Source organism: Nocardioides cremeus (assembly GCF_030518195.1).
In the GTDB taxonomy this organism is placed as follows: Bacteria; Actinomycetota; Actinomycetes; order Propionibacteriales; family Nocardioidaceae; genus Nocardioides; species Nocardioides cremeus.
Window position 1 is genome coordinate 173,187 of the sequence record NZ_JAULSC010000003.1, and the last position, 21,702, is coordinate 194,888.

The 21,702-nt window shown below is 73.1% G+C and carries 23 protein-coding genes; 20 read left to right on the forward strand and 3 right to left on the reverse strand.

Annotation, left to right across the window (positions count from 1 at the left end):
• Positions 1-4 precede the first annotated feature (4 nt).
• Positions 5-490 carry a DUF3093 domain-containing protein gene (locus tag QWJ41_RS05140; protein WP_302706167.1) on the reverse strand — a complete coding sequence of 162 codons (486 nt, stop codon included), beginning with the start codon at positions 488-490 and terminating at the stop codon, positions 5-7.
• A 108-nt stretch (positions 491-598) separates the two neighbouring features.
• Here QWJ41_RS05140 and dut point away from each other — a divergent pair, with 108 nt between their 5' ends.
• Genes dut through QWJ41_RS05160 form a run of 4 tightly spaced genes read left to right on the forward strand, consistent with a single transcriptional unit; the run spans position 599 to position 2,877 of the window.
• Positions 599-1,042, forward strand: coding sequence for a dUTP diphosphatase (gene dut, locus QWJ41_RS05145; protein ID WP_302706356.1), 444 nt, complete (start codon positions 599-601; stop codon positions 1,040-1,042).
• 48 nt (positions 1,043-1,090) lie between these two features.
• Positions 1,091-1,795, forward strand: a complete 705-nt coding sequence (locus tag QWJ41_RS05150; RefSeq protein ID WP_302706169.1) for a DUF3710 domain-containing protein — start codon at positions 1,091-1,093, stop codon at positions 1,793-1,795.
• Between the two features lie 6 nt (positions 1,796-1,801).
• Positions 1,802-2,164, forward strand: a complete 363-nt coding sequence (locus QWJ41_RS05155) for an OB-fold nucleic acid binding domain-containing protein (RefSeq protein ID WP_302706170.1) — start codon at positions 1,802-1,804, stop codon at positions 2,162-2,164.
• Complete coding sequence (locus tag QWJ41_RS05160; protein WP_302706172.1) at positions 2,161-2,877, forward strand: DUF3159 domain-containing protein; 717 nt, start codon at positions 2,161-2,163, stop codon at positions 2,875-2,877. The genes QWJ41_RS05155 and QWJ41_RS05160 overlap by 4 nt, the downstream gene beginning before the upstream one ends.
• Before the next feature lie 41 nt (positions 2,878-2,918).
• Here QWJ41_RS05160 and QWJ41_RS05165 read toward each other — a convergent pair whose 3' ends face one another.
• On the reverse strand, positions 2,919-3,590 hold the full coding sequence (locus QWJ41_RS05165) for a potassium channel family protein (RefSeq protein ID WP_302706174.1): 672 nt from the start codon (positions 3,588-3,590) through the stop codon (positions 2,919-2,921).
• Positions 3,590-4,237, reverse strand: coding sequence for a potassium channel family protein (locus tag QWJ41_RS05170; protein ID WP_439117308.1), 648 nt, complete (start codon positions 4,235-4,237; stop codon positions 3,590-3,592). The genes QWJ41_RS05165 and QWJ41_RS05170 overlap by 1 nt, the downstream gene beginning before the upstream one ends.
• Before the next feature lie 73 nt (positions 4,238-4,310).
• Between QWJ41_RS05170 and QWJ41_RS05175 the strand changes: the two genes are divergently transcribed.
• The 16 genes from QWJ41_RS05175 (at position 4,311) to QWJ41_RS05250 (ending at position 21,700) form a co-directional block, all read left to right on the forward strand.
• Positions 4,311-6,353, forward strand: coding sequence for an APC family permease (locus tag QWJ41_RS05175; protein ID WP_302706177.1), 2,043 nt, complete (start codon positions 4,311-4,313; stop codon positions 6,351-6,353).
• Positions 6,350-7,525 (forward strand): class I SAM-dependent RNA methyltransferase, encoded by a 1,176-nt coding sequence (locus QWJ41_RS05180; protein WP_302706179.1) that lies wholly within the window; start codon positions 6,350-6,352, stop codon positions 7,523-7,525. The genes QWJ41_RS05175 and QWJ41_RS05180 overlap by 4 nt, the downstream gene beginning before the upstream one ends.
• Positions 7,526-7,770: 245 nt before the next feature.
• Positions 7,771-8,553, forward strand: a complete 783-nt coding sequence (locus QWJ41_RS05185; RefSeq protein WP_302706181.1) for an ankyrin repeat domain-containing protein — start codon at positions 7,771-7,773, stop codon at positions 8,551-8,553.
• Between the two features lie 129 nt (positions 8,554-8,682).
• Complete coding sequence (locus QWJ41_RS05190; RefSeq protein WP_302706358.1) at positions 8,683-11,556, forward strand: aconitate hydratase; 2,874 nt, start codon at positions 8,683-8,685, stop codon at positions 11,554-11,556.
• Positions 11,557-11,591: 35 nt separating this feature from the next.
• Positions 11,592-12,284, forward strand: coding sequence for a sulfite exporter TauE/SafE family protein (locus tag QWJ41_RS05195; RefSeq protein WP_302706183.1), 693 nt, complete (start codon positions 11,592-11,594; stop codon positions 12,282-12,284).
• Positions 12,285-12,349: 65 nt separating this feature from the next.
• A complete protein-coding gene (locus QWJ41_RS05200) occupies positions 12,350-13,672 on the forward strand; it encodes a hypothetical protein (RefSeq protein ID WP_302706184.1) in 1,323 nt (440 codons plus the stop codon).
• Positions 13,659-14,201 (forward strand): SigE family RNA polymerase sigma factor, encoded by a 543-nt coding sequence (locus QWJ41_RS05205; RefSeq protein WP_302706185.1) that lies wholly within the window; start codon positions 13,659-13,661, stop codon positions 14,199-14,201. Before QWJ41_RS05200 ends, QWJ41_RS05205 begins: the two co-directional genes overlap by 14 nt.
• A gap of 10 nt (positions 14,202-14,211) precedes the next feature.
• Positions 14,212-15,549 (forward strand): hypothetical protein, encoded by a 1,338-nt coding sequence (locus QWJ41_RS05210; RefSeq protein WP_302706187.1) that lies wholly within the window; start codon positions 14,212-14,214, stop codon positions 15,547-15,549.
• Complete coding sequence (locus QWJ41_RS05215) at positions 15,536-16,054, forward strand: SigE family RNA polymerase sigma factor (protein WP_302706189.1); 519 nt, start codon at positions 15,536-15,538, stop codon at positions 16,052-16,054. Before QWJ41_RS05210 ends, QWJ41_RS05215 begins: the two co-directional genes overlap by 14 nt.
• Positions 16,055-16,071: 17 nt before the next feature.
• On the forward strand, positions 16,072-16,371 hold the full coding sequence (locus tag QWJ41_RS05220) for an MTH1187 family thiamine-binding protein (protein WP_193670925.1): 300 nt from the start codon (positions 16,072-16,074) through the stop codon (positions 16,369-16,371).
• Complete coding sequence (locus QWJ41_RS05225; protein WP_302706191.1) at positions 16,368-16,967, forward strand: thioredoxin-like domain-containing protein; 600 nt, start codon at positions 16,368-16,370, stop codon at positions 16,965-16,967. Before QWJ41_RS05220 ends, QWJ41_RS05225 begins: the two co-directional genes overlap by 4 nt.
• Positions 16,964-18,889, forward strand: a complete 1,926-nt coding sequence (locus QWJ41_RS05230) for a M3 family metallopeptidase (protein WP_302706193.1) — start codon at positions 16,964-16,966, stop codon at positions 18,887-18,889. The genes QWJ41_RS05225 and QWJ41_RS05230 overlap by 4 nt, the downstream gene beginning before the upstream one ends.
• Before the next feature lie 6 nt (positions 18,890-18,895).
• The gene (locus tag QWJ41_RS05235) at positions 18,896-19,303 is read left to right on the forward strand and encodes a YjbQ family protein (RefSeq protein WP_302706195.1); all 408 of its coding nucleotides are present in this window, start codon (positions 18,896-18,898) and stop codon (positions 19,301-19,303) included.
• Positions 19,304-19,937: 634 nt separating this feature from the next.
• On the forward strand, positions 19,938-20,309 hold the full coding sequence (locus QWJ41_RS05240) for a hypothetical protein (protein ID WP_302706197.1): 372 nt from the start codon (positions 19,938-19,940) through the stop codon (positions 20,307-20,309).
• Positions 20,310-20,333: 24 nt separating this feature from the next.
• A complete protein-coding gene (locus tag QWJ41_RS05245) occupies positions 20,334-20,759 on the forward strand; it encodes an NUDIX domain-containing protein (RefSeq protein ID WP_302706199.1) in 426 nt (141 codons plus the stop codon).
• A complete protein-coding gene (locus tag QWJ41_RS05250; protein WP_302706200.1) occupies positions 20,756-21,700 on the forward strand; it encodes an SMP-30/gluconolactonase/LRE family protein in 945 nt (314 codons plus the stop codon). Before QWJ41_RS05245 ends, QWJ41_RS05250 begins: the two co-directional genes overlap by 4 nt.
• The last annotated feature ends 2 nt before the right edge of the window (positions 21,701-21,702 follow it).

The following is a 21,702-nucleotide window of genomic DNA, read 5'->3' on the forward strand; positions in this document are numbered from 1 at the left end:
GACCCTACCCAGTGCTGCCGGAGGGCGGGGCCACCCGGGGGGAGACCGTGCGCAGCACCTCGGCGAGGTCGTCGGGGCGGCGGCTGCTCAGCAGCCAGTAGGGCGTGGGGTCGGCGGGGTCAGTGACCTCGACGCGCACCGCGCGCTTGCGGTAGGGACGCAGCAGCAGGTAGGCGCGGGCGTCGGCCTCGACCCCCGCGGCACGGCGTGCGCCCTCGGCGTCGAGCGCCTGCACCGCGCCCAGGTGCCGCACCTCGATGCGGGCCCGGCCGGCGCGCAGCACGCCGTCGGCCACGCTGATCACGGGGGAGCCGTAGCCCAGCATCAGCGCGGCCAGCAGCGCCACGGCCACACCGGTGATCGCCCAGGCCAGCGCCTCGGGCACGGCCACGATGACCGCCAGCCACAGGCTGGCGACCAGCATCGTGCCCTGCACCCACCAGCGCAGCGGCACCGAGAGTCGCTCGCGGTAGGTCGGGGTCGCGTCCACGGCCCGATTCTCCCACCCGGGCGCCGAGGGCGATGACCTAGGGTCCCGTGCGTGAGCGACCCCGCACCCGTACCCGCACCCGCCGGCCAGGCCCCCGACCCGCACGAGCTGCCCGTCCAGGTGGTCCGCCTCGACGCCGACCTGCCGCTGCCGGCGTACGCGCACCCCGGCGACGCCGGCGCCGACCTGCTCACCACCGTCGACGTGCGCCTGGAGCCGGGGGAGCGGGCCCTGGTGCCGACCGGCATCGCGCTGGCGCTCCCGAGCGGGTACGTCGCGCTGGTGCACCCCCGCTCGGGCCTGGCCGCGCGCCACGGCGTCTCGATCGTCAACACCCCCGGCACCGTCGACGCGGGCTACCGCGGCGAGGTCAAGGTGCTGCTGGTCAACCTCGACCCCCGCGAGCCGGTCGAGCTGCGCCGCGGCGACCGGGTCGCCCAGCTGGTGCTGCAGCGGGTCGAACGGGCGCGCTTCGTGGAGGTCGAGGCGCTGCCTTCGTCGCCCCGGGGCGACGGGGGCTACGGTTCTACAGGTGGGTTCGCCTCGACCTGAGGCGCCCCCACCCGCCACACCACCGACCATCCTCGAGGAGCCCCGCACGTGAAGTTCCGCCGCAAGTCCGACGCCACCGAGTCCGCCGGGGCAGCCGAGGCTGCGCAGGAGACGCCGGCGGCGCCCCCGGAGGGCCCCTTCGACGCGGCCGAGCTCCCCGAGCTGCCCGAGGGCCAGCAGCGCATCGACCTGGGCTCCCTGCTCGTGGTGGTACCCGAGGGCCTCGAGCTGCGGCTGCAGGTCGACGAGGCCACCGAGGAGATCCAGGCCGTGCTGCTCGCCGGCCCCGACGGCGCCATCGAGCTGCGCGCCTTCGCCGCCCCCCGTGGCGGCGACCTGTGGGGCGACGTGCGCCCGCAGATCGCGGCCGACATGGTCCAGCGCGGCGGCACGGCCACCGAGCAGGAGGGCCGCTACGGCACCGAGCTGCTCTGCGAGCTGACCCGCACCATGCCCGACGGGCGCACCGGCAAGCAGCTCTCGCGCATCCTGGGCGTCAACGGCAACCGCTGGATGCTGCGCGCCACCCTGATCGGCGCGCCCGCCCGCGGCAGCGACGTGGCCGAGCCGTGGCTCAGCGCCCTGACCCAGGTCGGGGTCGAGCGCGGCGAGGGCGCGATGCCCGTCGGCGAGGCGCTCGACCTGGTGCTGCCCGAGGGCGCGCGCCGCGTCGGCCCCGCGGTGCCCCCGGGCACCAAGGACGACCGCGGCCGCGCCACCGACCACCCGCACTTCGGCCACGACCACGACTGAGGACCGATGCCCGACAAGAGCCGCCTGCGGCGCAGCATCAGCCGGTGGGCCAACAGCTCCGACCAGGAGGCGCGCGACCTGCGCCGCACCTACACCGAGCCGGGCAACGACTGCATCGCCGACGTGACCGACCGCTCGCGGGTGCGCCTGCGCGGCACCCTGCGCACCGTCACGCTGCGCCCGCGCGGCGGCGTGCCGGCGCTGGAGGCCGAGCTCTTCGACGGCACCGGCTCGATCACGGTCGTGTGGCTGGGCCGGCGCCGCATCGCCGGCATCAACCCCGGCGTCGCGATCTCCGTGGAGGGCCGCATCGGCACCCAGGACGGCGTCCGTGTCATCTACAACCCCCGATACGAGCTGATCCCGTGAGCAACGCCGCCACCCCCGACGTCGAGACCGTCGAGTCGGTCGTGCGCAGCCAGCTGGCCAAGGCGCTCGGCGGGCGCCGCGGCATGGTCGAGGCGGCCGTGCCGACCCTGCTCTTCACCGTGGTCTGGCTCAGCACCAAGCAGCTGCAGGTCGCCCTGGTCGTCAGCGTCGCCGCCGCCGTGCTGGCGCTGGGCGTGCGGCTGGTGCAGCGCTCGACGGTCCAGTTCGCCCTCAACGCGCTGTTCGGCATCGGGATCGGCTGGTTCTTCGTCACCATGGCCGCCCGGCGCGGCGGCAGCGAGGACGAGCAGGCGCTGGCCTACTTCCTGCCCGGCATCCTCTACAACGGCGGGTACGCCGTCGTTCTGTCGCTGACCGTGCTGGTCGGCTGGCCGCTGGTCGGCTTCATGGTCGGCAGCGTCACCGGCGACGCCACCGCCTGGCACTCCGACAAGCAGGTGGTGCGCCTGACCAGCACCCTGACCTGGCTGCTGGCCGCGCCCTGCGTGCTGCGCGTGGTCGTGCAGGGCCCGATCTGGCTGGGCGCGTGGTCCGACGCGATCGCCGCGGAGACCGCGATCGCGATCCTCGGCGTGCTCAAGATCGTGCTGGGCTGGCCCCTGCAGCTCGCCGCGTTGGCGGCGATGATGTGGGTGCTGGGGCGCAACCACACCCCCGTCGAGCGCGAGCGGACGGCCGACCAGCAGGCCTAGCCGACCTGGCCGACCTGGCCGACCTGGCCGACCTGATGGGGCTAGCCGCCGTGGGTGGAGGGCGCGAGCAGCCGCTCGAGCTCGTCCTCCTTCTCGGCCGGCACCACCAGCAGCAGCTCGTCGCCCGACTCCACCGGCTGCTCGGCGCTGGGCACGTAGACCTGCCCGTCGCGCAGGATGGTGACCAGCGCGCAGTTGTCGGGCAGCGGGATCAGGCCGCTGGGCTTGCCGACGTACGGCGAGTCGGCCGGCAGCGTCATCTCGACGAGGTTGGCCTTGCCCTGGCGGAACGTGAAGAGCCGCACCAGGTCACCGACCGTGACGGCCTCCTCGACCAGCGCCGACATGATGCGCGGGGTCGAGACGTTGACGTCGACGCCCCAGGCCTCGCTGAAGAGCCACTCGTTGTTGGGGTGGTTGACGCGACCGACGGTGCGCGGCACCCCGAACTCGGTCTTGGCCAGCAGCGAGGCGACCAGGTTGGCCTTGTCGTCACCGGTGGCCGAGATCAGCACGTCGCAGCGCTCGAGGCGCGCCTCCTGCAGCGAGGACATCTCGCAGCAGTCGGCCAGCAGCCACTCGGCGCCGGGGACGCGCTCGGGCTTGATCGAGCCGGCGTTCTTGTCGATCAGCAGGACCTCGTGGCCGTTGGTGATCAGCTCACGGGCGATGGAGCGGCCCACGGCGCCGGCTCCGGCGATGGCGACGCGCATCAGTTCTCCTCCGGGCCGTTGTCGAGCCGCTCGTAGGTGTGGGCGGCGTTCTCCTCGCGGATCACCAGGTGCAGCATGTCGCCCTCCTGGAGCACGGTCTCGCGCACCGGCAGCATGCCCTCGCCGAGCCGGTCGATCCACGCGATGCGGCTGCGGGTCTGGATCTGCAGGTCGATGGTGCGGCTGCCGATCCAGATCTCCGGCACCGTGATGTGGTCGACGCGGATGGTGCCGCTGGGGTCGCGGAAGTCGGGCTCCGCCCCGGCGGGCAGGATCCGGCGCAGCACCTGGTCGGCGGTCCACTTCACGGTGGCCACCGTGGTGATGCCCAGGCGCTGGTAGACCTCGGCACGGCCCGGGTCGTAGATGCGGGCCACGACCTGCTGGATGCCGAAGGTCTCGCGCGCCACGCGGGCGGCGATGATGTTGGAGTTGTCGCCGCTCGAGACGGCCGCGAACGCGTCGGCACGCCGGATGCCGGCCTTCTCCAGGACCTCCTGGTCGAACCCGATCCCGGCGATCTTGTCGCCGTTGAAGGCGGGCCCCAGGCGTCGGAACGCATCGGGCTCGCTGTCGATGATCGACACCGTGTGGTTCCGGTCCTCGAGGCTGTTGGCCAGGGTCGAACCCACCCGGCCACAACCCATGATCACAACGTGCACGGGGCCACGGTAGCCGCAACGCCGGTCCGGCGGCGCCGGTGCCGTAGCCTTCCGGCTCGTGAGTGTCGGAGACGTCTCCAAACGCATCCTGCTGGGGCGCAAGCTGCGCAGCTCCCAGCTGGGCGAGACGCTGCTCCCCAAGCGCATCGCGCTGCCGGTATTCGCCTCCGACGCGCTCTCCTCGGTGGCCTACGCCCCCGACGAGGTCTTCATCATGCTCTCGCTGGCCGGCGCGTCGGCCTACGTGTGGTCGTGGAAGGTCGCCCTGGCCATCGCCATCGTGATGGCCGCGGTGATCGCCTCCTACCGCCAGACCGTGCACGCCTACCCCTCCGGCGGTGGCGACTACGAGGTGGCCAAGGTCAACCTCGGCATGACCGCCGGCACCACCGTGGCCAGCGCCCTGCTCGTCGACTACGTGCTCACCGTGGCCGTCTCCATCTCCGCGGGAGCCCAGTACGCCGCCTCCGCCGTGCCGGCGCTCAGCGGCCACGAGGCCAGCTTCGCCGCCGGGCTGGTGGTGCTGCTGATGGCGATGAACCTGCGCGGCATCCGCGAGTCGGGCTCGTTCTTCGCGCTGCCGACGTACGCCTTCATGGTGGCGATGGCGGCGATGGTGGGCTGGGGCCTGTGGCAGTGGTGGAACGGCGACCTGCGGCCGGCGGAGAGCGCCGACATCACGATCACCCCGGCCGAGGGCTTCGAGGGGCCGTTGACGACGCTCGGGCTGATGATCCTGCTGGCGCGGGCGTTCTCCTCCGGTGCCGCGGCGCTGACCGGTGTCGAGGCGGTCGCCAACGGGGTGCCGGCCTTCCGGCGGCCCAAGAGCCGCAACGCGGCCACCACCCTGGCGCTGCTCGGGGCGATCGCGATCGCGATGATGGTCAGCGTCATCGTGCTGGCGCGTGAGATCGGGGTGCGCCTGGTCGACCCCGACGAGTTCGACCGGCTCTCGCGCGGTGGCCAGCCGCTGCCGGCCGACTACGACCAGCACACCGTGATCTCGCAGATCGCCGAGTCGGTCTTCACCGGCTTCCCGCCCGGCTTCTACCTCACCGTCACGGTCACCGGCGTGATCCTGGTGCTGGCCGCCAACACCGCCTTCAACGGCTTCCCGGTGCTGGGCTCGATCCTGGCCCAGGACGGGCTGGCGCCGCGGGCGCTGGGCTCGCGCGGCGACCGGCTGGCCTACTCCAACGGCATCGTGTTCCTCGCCGGCATGGCGATCGCCCTGATCTGGGTCTTCGACGCCGAGCCGACCCGGCTGATCCAGCTCTACATCGTCGGCGTCTTCGTCTCCTTCAACCTCTCCCAGCTGGGCATGATCAGGCACTGGACCCGCGAGCTGCAGGGCGAGCACGACCCGGCGGTGCGCCGTCGGATGCAGCGCTCGCGGGTCATCAACGCCACCGGCCTGTCCTTCACCGCGGTCGTGCTGGTCATCGTGCTGATCACCAAGTTCTTCGCCGGCGCCTGGATCACCATCCTGGCGATGGGCACCTTCTACGTGCTGATGCGCGCCATCCACCAGCACTACGCCCAGGTCGCCGACGAGCTGGCCGCCGACGAGGAGGACCGCGTGCTGCCCACCCGGGTGCACGCCATCGTGCTGGTCTCCAAGCTGCACAAGCCCACGCTGCGTGCCCTCGCCTTCGCCCAGGCGACCCGGCCCAACACCCTCGAGGGCGTCTACGTCGCCACCGACGCGCAGGCCACCGCGCGCCTGATGGAGGAGTGGGACGAGCGCCGCATGGACGTGCCGCTCAAGGTCCTGCACTCGCCCTACCGCGAGCTGGTGCGCCCGGTCGTCGAGTACGCCACCGCCATCCGCCGGGCCAACCCGCGCGGCGTCGTGGCCGTCTACATCCCCGAGTACGTCGTGGGCCGGTGGTGGGAGCAGCTGCTGCACAACCAGACCGCGCTGCGGCTCAAGGGCCGGCTGCTGTTCACCCCCGGTGTCATGGTCACCTCGGTGCCTTTCCAGCTGCGCTCCTCCCAGATCGCCCGCGAGCGCGACGAGCGGGACGACTTCCGGGTCCGGCCCGGTGACTTGCGCAGCGGGCGCGTCGACCCGCGTGGCAAGCGGGGGCGGGACCGGTGAGCCGGCACCCCCGGGCGCGGCGCCAGCGCGGTCGCTCCCGCGTCGGCGAGCGCTTCGAGGTCGAGGTCGGACCGGTCGCCCACGGCGGGCACTGCGTGGCCCGCGTGCCCACCAGCAGCGCCCCCGACGCGCCCCTGCGCGTGGTGTTCGTGCGCCACGCCGTGCCGGGCGAGCGGGTGGTCCTGCAGGTCACCGAGGGCACCGACGGCGACAAGTTCTGGCGCGCCGACGCCGTCGAGGTGCTCGAGGCCTCGCCGGAGCGGGTCACCCCGCCGTGCCCCTTCGCGGGGCCGGGGCTGTGCGGCGGCTGCGACTTCCAGCACGTCTCGCTGCCGCACCAGCGCGCGCTCAAGACCGCCGTGGTGCGGGAGCAGCTCTCGCGCCTGGCCAAGATCGACAGCGACGTCGAGGTCGAGGCGGTCGCCGGCGACCTGCCCGAGCAGCTCGCCGGTCTGCGGTGGCGCACCCGTGTCAACTACGTCGACCTGGGCGACGGGCGGCGCGGGATGCGCAAGCACCGCTCGCGGGCGACCGTCGAGGTCGACGACTGCCGCATCGCCCACCCCGACGCCCGCGAGCCCGCTCCCGGATCGGTCGAGGAGCAGGTCGCCATCGGCGCGGGGGAGCACCGGTTCGCCGTGGCTGCCGACGGCTTCTGGCAGGTGCACCCCGGGGCGCCGGCAACCCTGGTGACGACGGTCCTGGAGATGCTCGAGCCGCAGGCGGGGGAGCGGGTCCTCGACCTGTACGCCGGCGTGGGACTCTTCGCGCGCTTCCTCGCCGACGCGGTCGGGCCAGAGGGGCAGGTCGTGGCGGTCGAGGGCGACCGCACCGCCAGCCTGCACGCGCGCACCAACCTGGCCGGCGCGACCGCCCGCGTCGAGACCGCCTGCGGCGACGTGGCCGAGGTGCTGGCATCGGCGTACGACGAGCCCTTCGACCTGGTCGTGCTCGACCCGCCCCGCGAGGGCGCCAAGCGGGCCGTCGTCGACGCCGTGGTCGCGCGCGACCCGCGCCGGATCGCCTACGTGGCCTGCGACCCCGCGGCCCTCGCCCGCGACCTGGCCCTGCTGGCCGAGCGGGGCTACGAGCTGCGAGCGCTGCGCGCCTTCGACCTGTTCCCCATGACGCACCACGTCGAGTGCGTGGCGCTGCTGGAGAAGCAAGCCTGACCCGATGGGTCTTCTCGCCGGCCCGACAGAGAGGCAGACTCGACCTCGTGCGGCACGTCAGTCGGAGGCTCCTGGCCCCCGCCGCCCTTTTGCTGGTCGTCCTGGTCGGCTGCGGGGGTGGCGACCTCCCGGACGGGCGCGCTCCGCTCCCGGGGCCGGGTCCCGAGCCGACGACCGCGGAACGGTCGCCCGAGCCCGAGCCCGAGCCTGAACCCGAGCCCGAACCGGGACCGAAGGAGCAGCGGATGCTCGACCACGAGCTCCGCGAAGCGGCCTGGGCCGACGACGTGGCGCGGGCCCGCCGACTGGTGGGGCGTGGGGCGGACGTGAACGCCAAGGACGAGACCCAGCAGTCGGCGTACCTGATCTCGACCAGTGAGGGACACCTCGAGCTCCTGCGCCTCATGCTGCGGTCGGGCGCCAGGGTCGACGACAAGGACAGCTGGAACGGGACCGGGTTGATCCGCGCCGCCGAGCGCGGCCACTGGCTCGTCGTCGGCGAGCTGCTGCAGGCCGGGATCGACCGCGACCACATCAACCGCATCGGCTACCAGGCCGTCCACGAGGCCGTGTGGCTCGGCGCGGACACACCGGCGTACGCCGCCACGCTCCGGGTGCTCGCCGCAGGAGGTGTGCGGTTGTCCGACATCTCGCCGTCGGCGGGCCTGACCCCGCTCGAGATGGCCCGCGAGCGTGGCTTCGGCCGCCTGGAGGCGGTGCTGGAGACCGTGGCCGGAGCCGCGCCCCCGACGAGGCCGGACCGGGCGCTGCTGCGCGCCGCGGAGCGTGGCGACGCCGAGGCGGTGGCCGTGGCGCTGCGGTCCGGAGCCGACATCGAGGCCCGGGACGAGCGGGGTCGCACCGCCCTGCTGGTCACGGCCGCGCGTGACGCCGTCGAGGCTGCGCAGGTCCTGGTCGCGTCGGGCGCCGACCCCGTGGTCGCCGACCGCGACGGGGTCACCCCGCTCGAGCACGCGCGCGAGCGCGGGTCCCGCGCCTTCGTGGGTCTGCTCCGTGACGCGGACTGACCCTTGAGGATCGAGCGCGTGGCGCTGCTGGAGAAGACCCCTTGATGTCGTGTATCTTGACGTCAAGAGATGTGGCCGACGGGTAAGGGTGGCCTTCCTTTGCTGGCTCCCCGGCCCGGCGGCAAGATGATGCGCAAGCAGCGCCCGTCATCGCAGACGCGACAGAGGAGATGTTGGTCAGTGGCAAGCAAGGACAGCTTCGGTGCCAAGGGCACCCTCGACGTGGACGGCACGTCGTACGAGATCTTCCGCCTCGACGCGGTCAAGGGTGACGGCCTCGACGTCGACAGCCTCCCCTTCAGCCTGAAGGTGCTCCTCGAGAACCTCCTGCGCACCGAGGACGGCTCCGACATCACCGCCGAGGACATCAAGGCGATCGCCGGCTGGGACGCCGACGCCGACCCCTCGCAGGAGATCCAGTTCACGCCGGCGCGCGTGATCATGCAGGACTTCACCGGCGTGCCCTGCGTCGTCGACCTCGCCACCATGCGTGAGGCGATGGCCGACCTGGGTGGCGACCCGACCAAGATCAACCCGCTCGCGCCCGCCGAGATGGTCATCGACCACTCGGTGATCGCCGACGTCTTCGGCACCCCCGAGGCCTTCGAGCGCAACGTCGAGATCGAGTACGAGCGCAACCGCGAGCGCTACCAGTTCCTGCGGTGGGGCCAGGGCGCCTTCGACGACTTCAAGGTCGTCCCGCCGGGCACCGGCATCGTGCACCAGGTCAACATCGAGCACCTGGCCCGCACGGTCTTCACCCGCGAGGTCGACGGCGAGCTGCTGGCCTACCCCGACACCTGCGTCGGCACCGACTCCCACACCACCATGGTCAACGGCATCGGCGTCGTCGGCTGGGGCGTGGGCGGCATCGAGGCCGAGGCCGCGATGCTCGGCCAGCCGGTCTCCATGCTGATCCCGCGCGTGGTCGGCTTCAAGCTCAACGGCGACCTGCCCGAGGGCGCGACCGCCACCGACCTGGTGCTCACCATCACCGAGATGCTGCGCGAGCACGGTGTGGTCGGCAAGTTCGTGGAGTTCTACGGCCCCGGCGTCTCCGCGCTGCCGCTGGCCAACCGCGCCACCATCGGCAACATGAGCCCCGAGTTCGGCTCGACCATCGCGGTCTTCCCGATCGACGAGGAGACCACCAAGTACCTCGAGCTCACCGGCCGCAGCCCCGAGCAGCTCGCGCTGGTCGAGGCCTACGCCAAGGAGCAGGGCCTCTGGCACGACCCCGAGGCCGAGCCGCGCTACTCCGAGAAGCTCGAGCTCGACCTGGCCACCGTCGTCCCGTCGCTGGCCGGGCCCAAGCGCCCCCAGGACCGGGTCTCCCTGTCGGAGGCCAAGCAGGGCTTCCGCGGCGCGCTGGCCGACTACGTCGACCACGAGCACCAGGACACCAACGGCTACGACGAGTCGCTCGAGGAGACCTTCCCGGCCTCCGACCCGGCCACCTCCAACGGTGGCGGCGAGTCCGCGAAGCCCAAGAACTACCTCTCGGCGGCCCCCGCCGACGGCGGTCGTCCGAGCAACCCGGTCCACGTCACCCTCGAGGACGGCACCGAGTTCGAGCTCGACCACGGCGCCGTCGCGATCGCGGCGATCACCTCGTGCACCAACACCTCCAACCCGTCGGTGATGATCGGTGCGGCCCTGCTGGCCAAGAAGGCCGTCGAGAAGGGCCTGCAGCGCAAGCCCTGGGTCAAGACCACGCTGGCCCCCGGCTCGAAGGTCGTCTCGGACTACTACGAGAAGGCCGGCCTCACGCCGTACCTCGACAAGCTCGGCTTCAACCTCGTCGGCTACGGCTGCACCACCTGCATCGGCAACTCGGGCCCGCTCATCCCCGAGGTCTCCGCCGCGGTCAACGAGAAGGACCTCGCGGTCGTCTCGGTGCTCTCGGGCAACCGCAACTTCGAGGGCCGGATCAACCCCGACGTGAAGATGAACTACCTGGCCTCGCCGCCGCTGGTGGTCGCCTACGCGCTGGCCGGCTCGATGGACCTCGACCTGTTCAACGACCCGCTGGGCCAGGACACCGAGGGCAACGACGTCTTCATGAAGGACATCTGGCCCACCGCCGCCGAGATCGAAGAGGTCGTCGGCTCGGCCATCACCTCCGAGATGTTCGACGACGGCTACTCCGACGTCTTCGCCGGCGACGAGCAGTGGCGCTCGCTGCCCACCCCCGAGGGCAAGACCTTCGAGTGGGACCCCGAGTCCACCTACGTCCGCAAGCCTCCCTACTTCGACGGGATGCCCGACGAGCCGGAGGCGGTCACCGACATCGAGGGCGCGCGCGTGCTCCTCAAGCTCGGCGACTCGGTCACCACCGACCACATCTCGCCGGCCGGTGCGATCAAGAAGGACAGCCCGGCGGGCAAGTACCTCGCCGAGCACGGCGTCGAGCAGCGCGACTTCAACTCCTACGGCTCGCGCCGCGGCAACCACGAGGTGATGATCCGCGGGACCTTCGCGAACATCCGCCTGCGCAACCAGCTGGCACCGGGCACCGAGGGTGGCTTCACCAAGGACTTCTCCGGCGACGCCGATGGTGAGCAGAGCGTGACCTCGGTCTTCGAGGCCTCCGAGAAGTACATCGCGGCCGGCACCCCGCTGGTCGTGCTCGCGGGCAAGGAGTACGGCTCCGGCTCCTCGCGCGACTGGGCCGCCAAGGGCACCGCGCTGCTGGGTGTCAAGGCCGTCATCGCCGAGTCCTACGAGCGCATCCACCGCTCGAACCTCATCGGCATGGGCGTGCTGCCCCTGCAGTTCCCCGAGGGCGAGTCGGCCGAGTCGCTGGGCCTGACCGGTGAGGAGACCTTCTCCATCACCGGCGTCACCGAGCTCAACGACGGCACCACGCCCCGCACGGTCAAGGTGAAGGCAGGCGACGTCGAGTTCGACGGCGTCGTGCGCATCGACACCCCGGGCGAGGCGAACTACTACCGCAACGGCGGCATCATGCAGTACGTCCTGCGCAACCTGCGCCGGGGCTGATCCTGCTCGGACTGACCGCACCTGCGCTGCTCACGGTGGCCCTGGCCCTCCTGGCCGGGGCCACCGTGCAGTCGTTGGTGGGCCTGGGGCTCGGGCTCGTCAGCGCGCCGGTGATCACCCTCGTCGAGCCGCGGCTGATGCCCGAGCTGATGCTCTGGCTGGCCTTCGCGCTGCCCTTCGTCACCCTGGCCTCCGAGCGCGAGGACATCGACTGGCACGGGCTGGGCTGGTCGCTGCCCTCGCGGGTGCTCGGCACCGCGGTCGGGGTGGTCGCGGTGACCCTTCTCGAGCCCCGGCTGCTCGGGGTCGCGGTCGGTGCGATGGTGCTGGTCGCCGTCGCCCTGACCTGGCGCACCGTCGTCGTCCCGCTGACCCGCACCTCGCTGGTGGTGGCCGGGGCCGTCTCCGGGGTGACCGGCACCGCCACCTCCATCGGCGGACCGCCGCTGGCGCTGCTCTACCAGCACCAGCCGCCCCGCACGATCCGTACGACGCTGGCGGTCTACTTCCTGGTCGGCGCGGCCCTCTCGCTGGCCGGGCTCGGCCTGGCCGGCCAGCTCGACGTCCGATCGTTCCTGCTCGCCGTGACTCTGGCCCCGGTGCTCGCGGTGGGTGCCGTGCTGGGCCGTGTCCTGCGGCCCCGCCTGCCGGAGGCCCGTGTGCGCGCCGTCGTGCTCGTCGTCTGCGCCTCCTCCGCCCTGGTCCTGCTGGTCCGCAGCCTCGCCTGACCCGGCGACCCCTCCAGGTGGGTCGCTCGTTGCGTAGGTGAGGGTGAGGACCCCGAGGAGGACCGATGAGCACGTTGCACGACCGGCTGGCAGACCTGGCCCAGGACGCCCCGCCCGCCCTGCCCGACCCCGGGCTGTGGGACGTCGCCCGGCGCTACCACCGGCGCCGGCGCGTCGGCACCGGAGTCGCGGTGGCGGCCACGGTCCTGGCGCTCGGGCTGGTCGGCGGCCTGGGCTGGGTGAAGGCCGATGACGGCATCCAGCCCGCCGGCCCCGGCGCGGCGCCTGCGCTCGCCGACCGGATCTGGGAGCCGAGCCCCTGGCTGCCGGGCACCGACGACGAGGGTCCGCTGGGTCAGCTGGCAGTGCTGCTGCCGGCCGACCGAGGCGGCTGGACCGGCGCGGAGGACGGCGTGGTCGGGATCTCTGCGGACACGGGCGAGTACCGGTTCCTCGACCTGCCCGAGGACGCGCTCCGGGACCACGCACTGGCTCCGGACGGTGCGCACGTGGCGTACTGGACCACGGGCGCGCCGGAGGGGACGCCGCAGACGGCCGGCGGTCAGCAGCTGCCCGTCACCGGGGTCGCGGTCCACGACACCGTCACGGGTCGTACGGTGCAGCACGATGTCGAGACCGAGCACGGGATCGTCCCCGATGCACTCGTCTGGGCGGACGACGAGACGCTGGTGCTGTCCTACGGCCAGGAGTACGTCGGCGACGACGCCCCGGCGAAGAAGCAGGGCGGTTCCAGCTTCCCCGAGGGGCTGATGAGCTGGCGGCCCGGCGTCGAGGAGGAGCCCGTGCTGACGGAGGTCAAGGCCGGCGGCGTCGAGACGAGCAACGGCCGCGGGGCCCTGCTGGTCGAGCGGAGCGACGGCATGGTGCGCTGGGACGTCGAGACGGGGTCCGTGGCCCGGCTGCCCCTGCCGGGGCGCTCGATGGCCGAGGTGACCGCTCTGGACCAGGCGGGGCGGGCAGCGGCGTACCCGCGAGGGAACCGACACCCCAACGGCATCAGCGTCGTCCGTCTGGGCGGGCCGCAGGACTCGGTGCAGAGCACCCCCGTTCCAGGAGCCGACACCTTCGCCGTGCTGGCCTGGTTCGACGACGAGCACGTGCTCGCCGAGCGGTACGCCCCGGACGAGCGGCACACCGAGCTGCAGCGCGTCGACGTGACGACGGGGGAGTCGGAGACGGTGGTCGACCTCCCGGGACCCGGGAACTTCGCCGGTCAGCTGGCCCTCGGTCTGCTCGACGAGCCCTTCGCGTCTCGCCCGGCGCCTCCGGAGCCGCTCGACCCACGACTGCTCGTCGGGCTCTCGGCGGGCGTCGTGCTCGTCGGGGGTGCCGCGCTGGTGCGTTGGAGGCGTCGTGCCCGACCGTGACACCGAGCTGCGTGCCCAGTTCGAGGAGTACGTCGCCGCTCGTCGGCAGGCGCTGCTGCGCACGGCGTACCTGCTGACGGGCCAGCACGCCGACGCCGAGGACCTCGTGCAGCTCGCGCTGGTCAAGGCGATGCCGCACTGGGCCAAGATCGCCCACGACCCCGAGCCCTACGTGCGCAAGGTCCTGGCCCGGGAGTCGGTGAGTCGCTGGCGGGGTCGGCGCTGGCGGGAGGTGACGAGCGACCGGCTGCCGGAGCGGGAGCAGGTCGGCGCCGACCAGACGGACCGAGCCGCGGTCCGCACCGCCCTCCTGGCGCTGGCCCCGCGGCAGCGCGCAGTGGTGGTGCTGCGCTACTTCGACGACCTCACCGAGGTGCAGACCGCGCAGGCGCTGGGGATCGCGGTAGGCACCGTGAAGTCGCAGTCACGCGACGCGATGACCCGGCTGCGTGGGCTGCTCGAGGTCGATCCGGTGAAGGTGCCAACCTCCGGGGCCGCTCACGGCGTAGGAGAGGGTGAGACCCCCTGAGGAGGACCCCGTGAGCGAGACCACCGACCTGCACCGTCGCCTCGACGAGCTGGCCGAGCTGGGGCTGCGCGACGCTGCGCCGGCCCTCGCCGACCAGGCGTGGACCCGGGGGCGCGCCTGGCAGCGCCGTCGTCGGCAGATGACCGCCCTGGTGGCCGGTGCCGCTGCCCTCGTGGTGCTGGTGGTGGGCGTCGGCGCCCAGCAGCTCGCCTCGCTCGACACCGCTCCGGCACCGGCCACTCCCGGCGAGGCCGGCCCGCGCCTGCCCGACCGCCTGTACGACGCGTCCGGGTGGTTGCCGGGCACGGAGGGGGAGCCCCCCGGCGTCCTGTCGGCGGTCGTGGACGGCTACCGCGACGCGGTCTGGGGCGCCGGCGAGCCGGCGCTGCTCGGCATCTCGTCGCAGACCGGCGCGTACCGCTTCCTCGACCTGCCTGGCCGGGCCCGGACGGAGGAGCCGCAGACCGAGTCGGTGGCGCTGTCACCGGACGGGCGCCGGCTGGCCTACTGGCTGGAGGGCGAGCCCGACGGCGAGCCCAACCGGGCCGTCGGGTCGGTCGTGGTCGGGGTGGCCGTCCAGGACCTCGTCAGCGGTGAGGTGGTGCGCCACCGCCTGCCCACCGAGCACGGCCTCTCGACGGAGGATCTCTCCTGGGCCGACGGCACGCTGTGGTTCTCGTGGTTCCAGCTCGCCGGTGTCCGGGGCTTCGCCGGTGTCGACGGCACCACCGCGAGCTGGCAGGTCGGGGTCGCGGAGCCGAGGACGTGGGAGGGGCTGCCGGTGCAGCACCTCTACGCCACGACCAGCACCGGCCAGACGCTGGTGTCGGGCCTGGGGGACCGCGTGCAGCTGCTGACACCCGAGGCGCGTCGGATGGTCGACCTCGACACCCGCTCCGAGGGGCCGGCGTCCCTGAGCCCGTCGGGGGAGCGGCTGGCGGTGACCCTCGACCCCGACGGTGCCAACGTCAGCGACACCGGACCCCGCCAGGTCGCGGTCGGCGAGGTCGGAGCCGACGGCCAGGTCGAGCTGCGTGCGGTCAGCACCGCCGAGGCGCTGGAGGTGGTGGGGTGGCGCGACGAGGACCACGTGGTGGTCCGCTCCCGGCGCGACGGTGTCCCCTCGGTGGTCTACCAGTCGATCGACGTCGACACCGGTGAGGTGGAGCCGATCGTGCAGGGCGACCAGGTCGTCGCCGTCGCCCAGCAGGCGTGGTCTGGCGACATCTTCGCCGCGCCGGAGCCGCCGTCCCCGATGGACCCGCGCCTGCAGTGGTCGTTGCTGGTCGGTGTGCCGCTCGCCGCCCTCCTGGGCCTGCTCGTCTGGAGGCGTCGTGACCGGCCTTGACCAGGCTCCCGCATCCTTCACCGAGTACGTCGTGGCGCGCCGGGCGGCGCTGCTGCGCACGGCGTACCTGCTCACCGGCGACGTGCACGACGCCGAGGACCTGGTGCAGGTGGCGCTGGCGAAGGTGGTGCCCCGCTGGTCGCGCATCGCCGGCGACCCCGAGCCCTACGTGCGCAAGGTGCTGGTGCACGAGAACGTCAGCCGGTGGCGCCGGCGCCGCTGGCGCGAGACGTCGGTGGAGGTCGATCCCGAGGTAGCGGCAGCAGCGGGCGGGCCGGAGCGCGAGGACGTGTGGGTGCTGCGCGACGCCCTGTCGACGCTGACGCCCAAGCAGCGCGCCGTCGTCGTGCTGCGCTACCTCGACGACCTGAGCGAGCAGCAGACGGCCGACGCGCTCGGCGTCTCCAGGGGCACCGTGAAGTCGCAGACCCACGCGGCGCTGGCGCGGCTGCGCGAGCGGCTGCCCGACCTGCACCCGGAGTGGTCGGAGGCCGTGCGGCGCTGACGGCTACCGTTCGCCCCATGATCGTGGCCTTCAGCATCTCGCCCACCGCCGCCGACGAGACCGGCAGCGTCTCGGAGGCGGTCGCCGCCGCCGTACGCGTCGTCAAGGAGTCCGGCCTGCCCTACGAGCTGAACTCGATGTTCACCAACGTCGAGGGTGAGTGGGACGAGGTGATGGCGGTCGTCAAGCGCGCCGTCGACGTCGTCGCCGAGGTCTCCCCGCGGGTCGGGCTGGTGCTCAAGGCCGACATCCGCCCCGGCTGGGACGGCCAGCTCAGCGCCAAGGTCGAGCGGGTCGAGCGGCTCCTCGACCAGTGAGCGAGGTCGCGCCGCAGCCGCGTGACCGTGCCCCGCTGGTGGCGCTCCTGGTCACGCTGCTGCTCGCCGCGCTGATCGTCACGGCCGCGGCGGTCGTGCCGCGCCTGCTCGCGGAGCCCGTCGACCGCACGCTCGACCAGGTGCGGGTCTACGACGACCTGCCCACCACCCACGTCGACGGCGACGTCGACTACGAGCAGGACCCGCCGGTCGGCGGCCAGCACGCCGACCGGTGGCTCGACTGCGGCGTCTACGAGACCCAGGTGCGCGCCGAGAACGTGGTGCACGACCTCGAGCACGGCACCGTCCTGGTGACCTACCGCCCGGGCACCTCGCCCGCCGACGTCGAGCGGCTCGAGGCGCTGCTGCCCGACAACGGCATCCTCTCGCCCTGGGACGGTCTGGACGCCCCCGTGGTGGTCACGGTGTGGGGCCGCCAGCTCGCGCTCACCGGCGCCGACGACCCGCGGCTGCCACTCTTCATCGACACCTTCGGGGCCGGGGAGACCGCCCCCGAGCCGTTCGCCAGCTGCGCCGGCGGGGTGCCCGACGCCGACGGTTCGCAGGGGGAGGGGATGGGTAGCCTGCCGACGTGACCCCCACCCCGCTCGTCCTGCCGCCCGCCGACGACACCGCCGGCTGGTCGTCGTTCCTGACCGAGCGGACCGCCGTGCCGCTCGCCGAGGCGGCTCGCACCGCCGACGCGCTGCGGGCCATGGAGCCCGGCACGGCGCAGGCCCTGGCCCTGTGGAACGACCTGCACGTCTCGCTGGCCAACGCCTTCGCAGCCTCCTCGCTGCTCAGCCAGGTGCACCCCGACGGGGACCTGCGTGACGCGGCCGAGGCCGCCGAGCAGGAGGCGAACCGCTTCCGCACCGCGCTGATGCTCGACCCCGAGGTCTTCGCGCGGCTCGAGGCGGTGCCCCGCGACGGTCTCGACGACGCAGCCTGGCGGGTGCTCGACGACGCGCTGCGCTCCTTCCGCCGTGCCGGCGTCGACCGCGACGACGAGACCCGCGAGCGGCTGCGGGTGCTGGGCGAGCGCGAGGACGACCTGGCGCAGGCCTTCGGCCGCCACATCCGCGACGGCGCCCGCACCACCCGGGTGCCCGCCAGCGCCCTGGAGGGCCTGCCCGCCGACTACGTCGAGGCGCACCCGGTCGACGACGACGGCACCGTCGCCATCACCACCGACTACCCCGACACGCACCCGTTCCTGACCTTCTCCACCGACGCCGAGGCCCGCCGCACCGTGATGGGCGCCTTCCTCGACCTGGCCTGGCCCGAGAACGACGAGGTGCTGCAGGAGCTGCTCGCGGTGCGTGACGAGCGCGCCCGCCTGCTCGGGTACGACGGCTGGCCGGCCTTCGACGCCGAGGTCAAGATGATCGGCACCGGCGCGGCCATCGCCGACTTCATCGACCAGATCACCCACGACGCCACCGTCGCGGCCGAGCGCGACGCCGCGGTGCTGCTCGACCGGGCCCGCCTCGACGATCCCGGGCTGGAGCGCCTCGACGTCTCCGGCGCGCGGTTCTACACCGAGGCCGTGCGCCGCGAGCGCTACGAGGTCGACGCCCAGGAGGTCCGTCGCTACTTCGACTTCACCCGCGTGCGCCAGGGCCTCCTCGACGTCACCGGCCGGCTCTTCGGGCTCACCTGGACCCCCGTCGACGACGCGCCGACCTGGCACGCCGAGGTGGCGGCGTACGACGTCGCGCTGGAGGGGGCCGGCGAGCCGCTCGGGCGGATCTACCTCGACCTGCACCCCCGCCCGGGCAAGTACAACCACGCCGCCCAGTTCGACCTCGTCAGCGGCGTGGCCGGGCGCCAGCTGCCCGAGGGCGTGCTGGTCTGCAACTTCGGGCGCGGCCTGATGGAGCACTCCGAGGTGGTGACGCTCTTCCACGAGTTCGGCCACCTGCTCCACCACGTGCTCGCCGGCCGCCACGAGTGGGTGCGCTTCTCCGGCGTGGCCACCGAGTGGGACTTCGTCGAGGCGCCCAGCCAGATGCTGGAGGAGTGGGCGTGGGACGCCGGTGTGCTCGCCGGCTTCGCCACCGACGAGGAGGGGCACGCGATCCCGGCCGCGCTGGTCGAGCGGATGCGCGCCGCCGAGGAGTTCGGCAAGGGCGTCCACGCCCGCACCCAGATGTACTACGCCTCGGTCTCCTACCGCTTCCACGCCGAGCTGCCCGCCGACCTGACCGCCCGCTCGCTCGAGCTCTCCGAGCAGTACGCCGTGTGGGCGGCGCTGCCCGGCTCGCACTTCCACTGCGGCTTCGGCCACCTGGGCGGCTACACCTCGGCGTACTACACCTACATGTGGAGCCTGGTGATCGCGAAGGACCTCTTCTCGGCCTTCGACCCCGGCGACCTGTTCGCACCCGAGGTGGCGCTGCGCTACCGCGACCGGGTGCTGGCGGCCGGCGGCAGCAAGGACGCCGCCGACCTGGTCGAGGACTTCCTCGGCCGTCCCTACGAGCCGAAGGCCTTCACGGCCTGGTTGGAGAGGTGAGACGAGATGGACTCCGAGACCCGCAGCATCCACACCGGCGGCCGCGACGTGGTCGTCGACCTGACGCGTGAGGCCGAGCAGTGGTGCGCCGGCCGCGGCGACGGGCTGCTGCACGTCTTCGTGCCGCACGCCACCGCCGGCATCGCCATCCTCGAGATCGGCGCCGGCAGCGACGACGACCTGATCGCCGCCCTCGGCGACCTGCTGCCCGCCGACGACCGCTGGCAGCACCAGCACGGCACCCCCGGCCACGGCCGCTCCCACGTGATGCCGGCCCTGGTACCGCCGTACGCCACGGTGCCGGTGCTCGACGGCCAGCTCGCGCTCGGCACCTGGCAGAGCATCTGCCTGGTCGACCTCAACGTCGACAACCCCGACCGCAAGGTCCGATTCAGCTTCCTCACCTCCGCCTGATCCCACCCACCGTTGGTCGAGCAGGGACGAGCGCCAGCGAGGAGCGTCGTCGAGACCCGGGTGAGTGACGGGCTTGCCGTACGCCATGGGGTCACGGGGTCTCGGCGTCGCTCGAGCCTTCGGCCCTCGCTGCTCGACCAACGGCGCGGCCCCGTCGTTGGTCGAGCAGTGACGAGCGCCAGCGAGGAACGTCGTCGAGACCGGGTGACTTGCGTGGTCGCCGTACGCCATGGAGTCACGGGGTCTCGGCGTCGCTCGAGCCTTCGGCCCTTGCTGCTCGACCTACGGCGCGGCCCTTCGTTGGTCGAGCAGTGACGAGCGCCAGCGAGGAGCGTCGTCGAGACCCGGTGAGGTGCCCACGCGCCGTACGCCATGGAGTCACGGGGTCTCGGCGTCGCTCGAGCCTTCGGCCCTCGCTGCTCGACCTACGGCGCGGCCCCGTCGTTGGTCGAGCAGTGACGAGCGCCAGCGAGGAACGTCGCCGAGACCCGGTGAGGTGCCCACTCGCCGTACGCCGGGTGGTTGCGGGGTCTCGGCGTCGCTCGAGCCTTCGGCCCTCGCTGCTCGACCAACGGCGGTGGCCTCGCTGCTCGGTTCACTGGTGGTCGAACGTGCGTTCGAGTAGGGTGGGGGCATGCCCACCCACGTCGCCCCGCCAGGCTGGCCGGTCGAGGTGCGTCCTCCGGACGCGCCCGACTGGGAGGCCACGGCGGCCAGCTGGTTGCTCGACCTGTGCCCGCCCGACTTCCGCGGCTACCCGGGGCTGCGCAAGCACGTCGTGGTGCTGGCCCGCTTCGCGGTGCTGCACGTCGAGGCCGGCCAGGCCGCGGCGCGCCGCGGCCTGAGCGAGGCCCGCTCCGAGCTGCGCGACGTGGCCACCCCCGACGTGGTCGAGGCCGCGGTGCAGACCTGGATGATCGAGGACGCCCGGCTCGCCGGCGTACGCCGCGCGGTCGGGCTGGTCGAGGAGGCCCTGCGAGGTCGGCGCTTCATCGCGCGCCTGTGAGCGCTCGCCCCTAGGGTGGTGCGCGTGCACCGGTTCTCGAGCGTGGCCCTGGTCGACCGCCGGGGCTGGCTGCTGATGCAGGAGCGCGACGAGCACCCGGTCATCGACCCTGAGAAGTGGGGTCTGCCGGGTGGGTCGATCGAGCCGGGGGAGACCCCGGAGCAGGCGGCCCACCGCGAGCTGGCCGAGGAGACCGGGGTCGAGCTGACCTCGGGCCTCGAGGCCGCGGGGGAGTGGACCTTCCACAGCCCCGCCTGCGGCGGCGACGACACGGTGCACCTCTTCGCGGCGGCCGTCGACCTGGTCGACGCCGACATCGTCTGCGGCGAGGGCCGCCAGATGGTCTTCGTCGCCCCACGGGAGGTCCTGGAGAAGGACCTGACCGTCTCGGGGCGGCTGCTGCTGCCGCTCTTCCTGACCTCGCCCCTCTACGACAGGCTGTGCCAGTGACGACCTCCTCGACCTCCGCCCGACCCGAGATCCACCCGCTGCCCGGCCACGGTGCCGAGGACGTGCTGGTGCTGACCGACGGACCGCACGAGGGCTCGGTGCTCTCCGGCACCGAGGACGGCGCGATCTTCCGGCTCTCCCACGACGGGCGCCGCATCGACCGGGTCGCCCACACCGGCGGGCGGCCGCTGGGCCTCGAGCTGCACCCCGACGGCCGGCTGCTGGTCTGCGACGCCCGCCGCGGGCTGCTGCGCGTCGACCTGGCCACCGGCGACGTCGAGCAGGTGGTCCACGAGGTCGGCGGGCGCGAGATGGTCTTCTGCAACAACGCCGCGATCGCCTCCGACGGCACCGTGTGGTTCAGCGACTCCTCGACGCGCTTCTCGATCGAGCAGTGGAAGGACGACTTCGTCCAGGACACCCGCACCGGCCGTCTGCTGCGCCTCGACCCCAGCGGCGAGGTCAGCGTGGTGCTCGACGGGCTGGCCTTCGCCAACGGCGTCGCGCTGGCCGCCGACGAGTCCTTCGTGGTGGTCGCCGAGACCGGCGGGCGCACCCTGGTGCGGCACTGGATCACCGGCGAGCGGGCCGGCACCCGTGACCTGCTGGTCGACGACCTGCCCGGCTACCCCGACAACATCGCCCGCGGCAGCGACGGGCTGATCTGGGTCGCCATCGCCAGCCCCCGCGACCCCGTCGTCGAGCGGCTGCAGCAGGGCCCGCCCTGGCTGCGCCGCCAGGTGACGCGGATCCCGCAGCCGCTGCAGCCCAAGCCCGCCCGCACCTGCCGGGTCCAGGCCTACGACGACACCGGCCGCCTGGTGCACGACCACGACCTGCCGGCCGAGGGCTTCCACATGGCCACCGGGGTCCGCGAGCACGACGGCGCCGTGTGGATCGGCAGCCTCCTCGAGCCCGCCGTCGCGGTTCTGCGTCGCTGAGG

Coding starts and splice junctions, on each gene's coding strand:
- QWJ41_RS05155 (WP_302706170.1), top strand. CDS start 1,802: ATGCCCGACAAGAGCCGCCTGCGGCGCAGCATCAGCCGGTGGGCCAAC.
- QWJ41_RS05165 (WP_302706174.1), bottom strand. CDS start 3,590: ATGCGCGTCGCCATCGCCGGAGCCGGCGCCGTGGGCCGCTCCATCGCC.
- QWJ41_RS05170 (WP_439117308.1), bottom strand. CDS start 4,237: ATGGGTTGTGGCCGGGTGGGTTCGACCCTGGCCAACAGCCTCGAGGAC.
- QWJ41_RS05185 (WP_302706181.1), top strand. CDS start 7,771: ATGCTCGACCACGAGCTCCGCGAAGCGGCCTGGGCCGACGACGTGGCG.
- QWJ41_RS05190 (WP_302706358.1), top strand. CDS start 8,683: ATGCGCAAGCAGCGCCCGTCATCGCAGACGCGACAGAGGAGATGTTGG.
- QWJ41_RS05200 (WP_302706184.1), top strand. CDS start 12,350: ATGAGCACGTTGCACGACCGGCTGGCAGACCTGGCCCAGGACGCCCCG.
- QWJ41_RS05220 (WP_193670925.1), top strand. CDS start 16,072: ATGATCGTGGCCTTCAGCATCTCGCCCACCGCCGCCGACGAGACCGGC.
- QWJ41_RS05235 (WP_302706195.1), top strand. CDS start 18,896: ATGGACTCCGAGACCCGCAGCATCCACACCGGCGGCCGCGACGTGGTC.
- QWJ41_RS05240 (WP_302706197.1), top strand. CDS start 19,938: ATGCCCACCCACGTCGCCCCGCCAGGCTGGCCGGTCGAGGTGCGTCCT.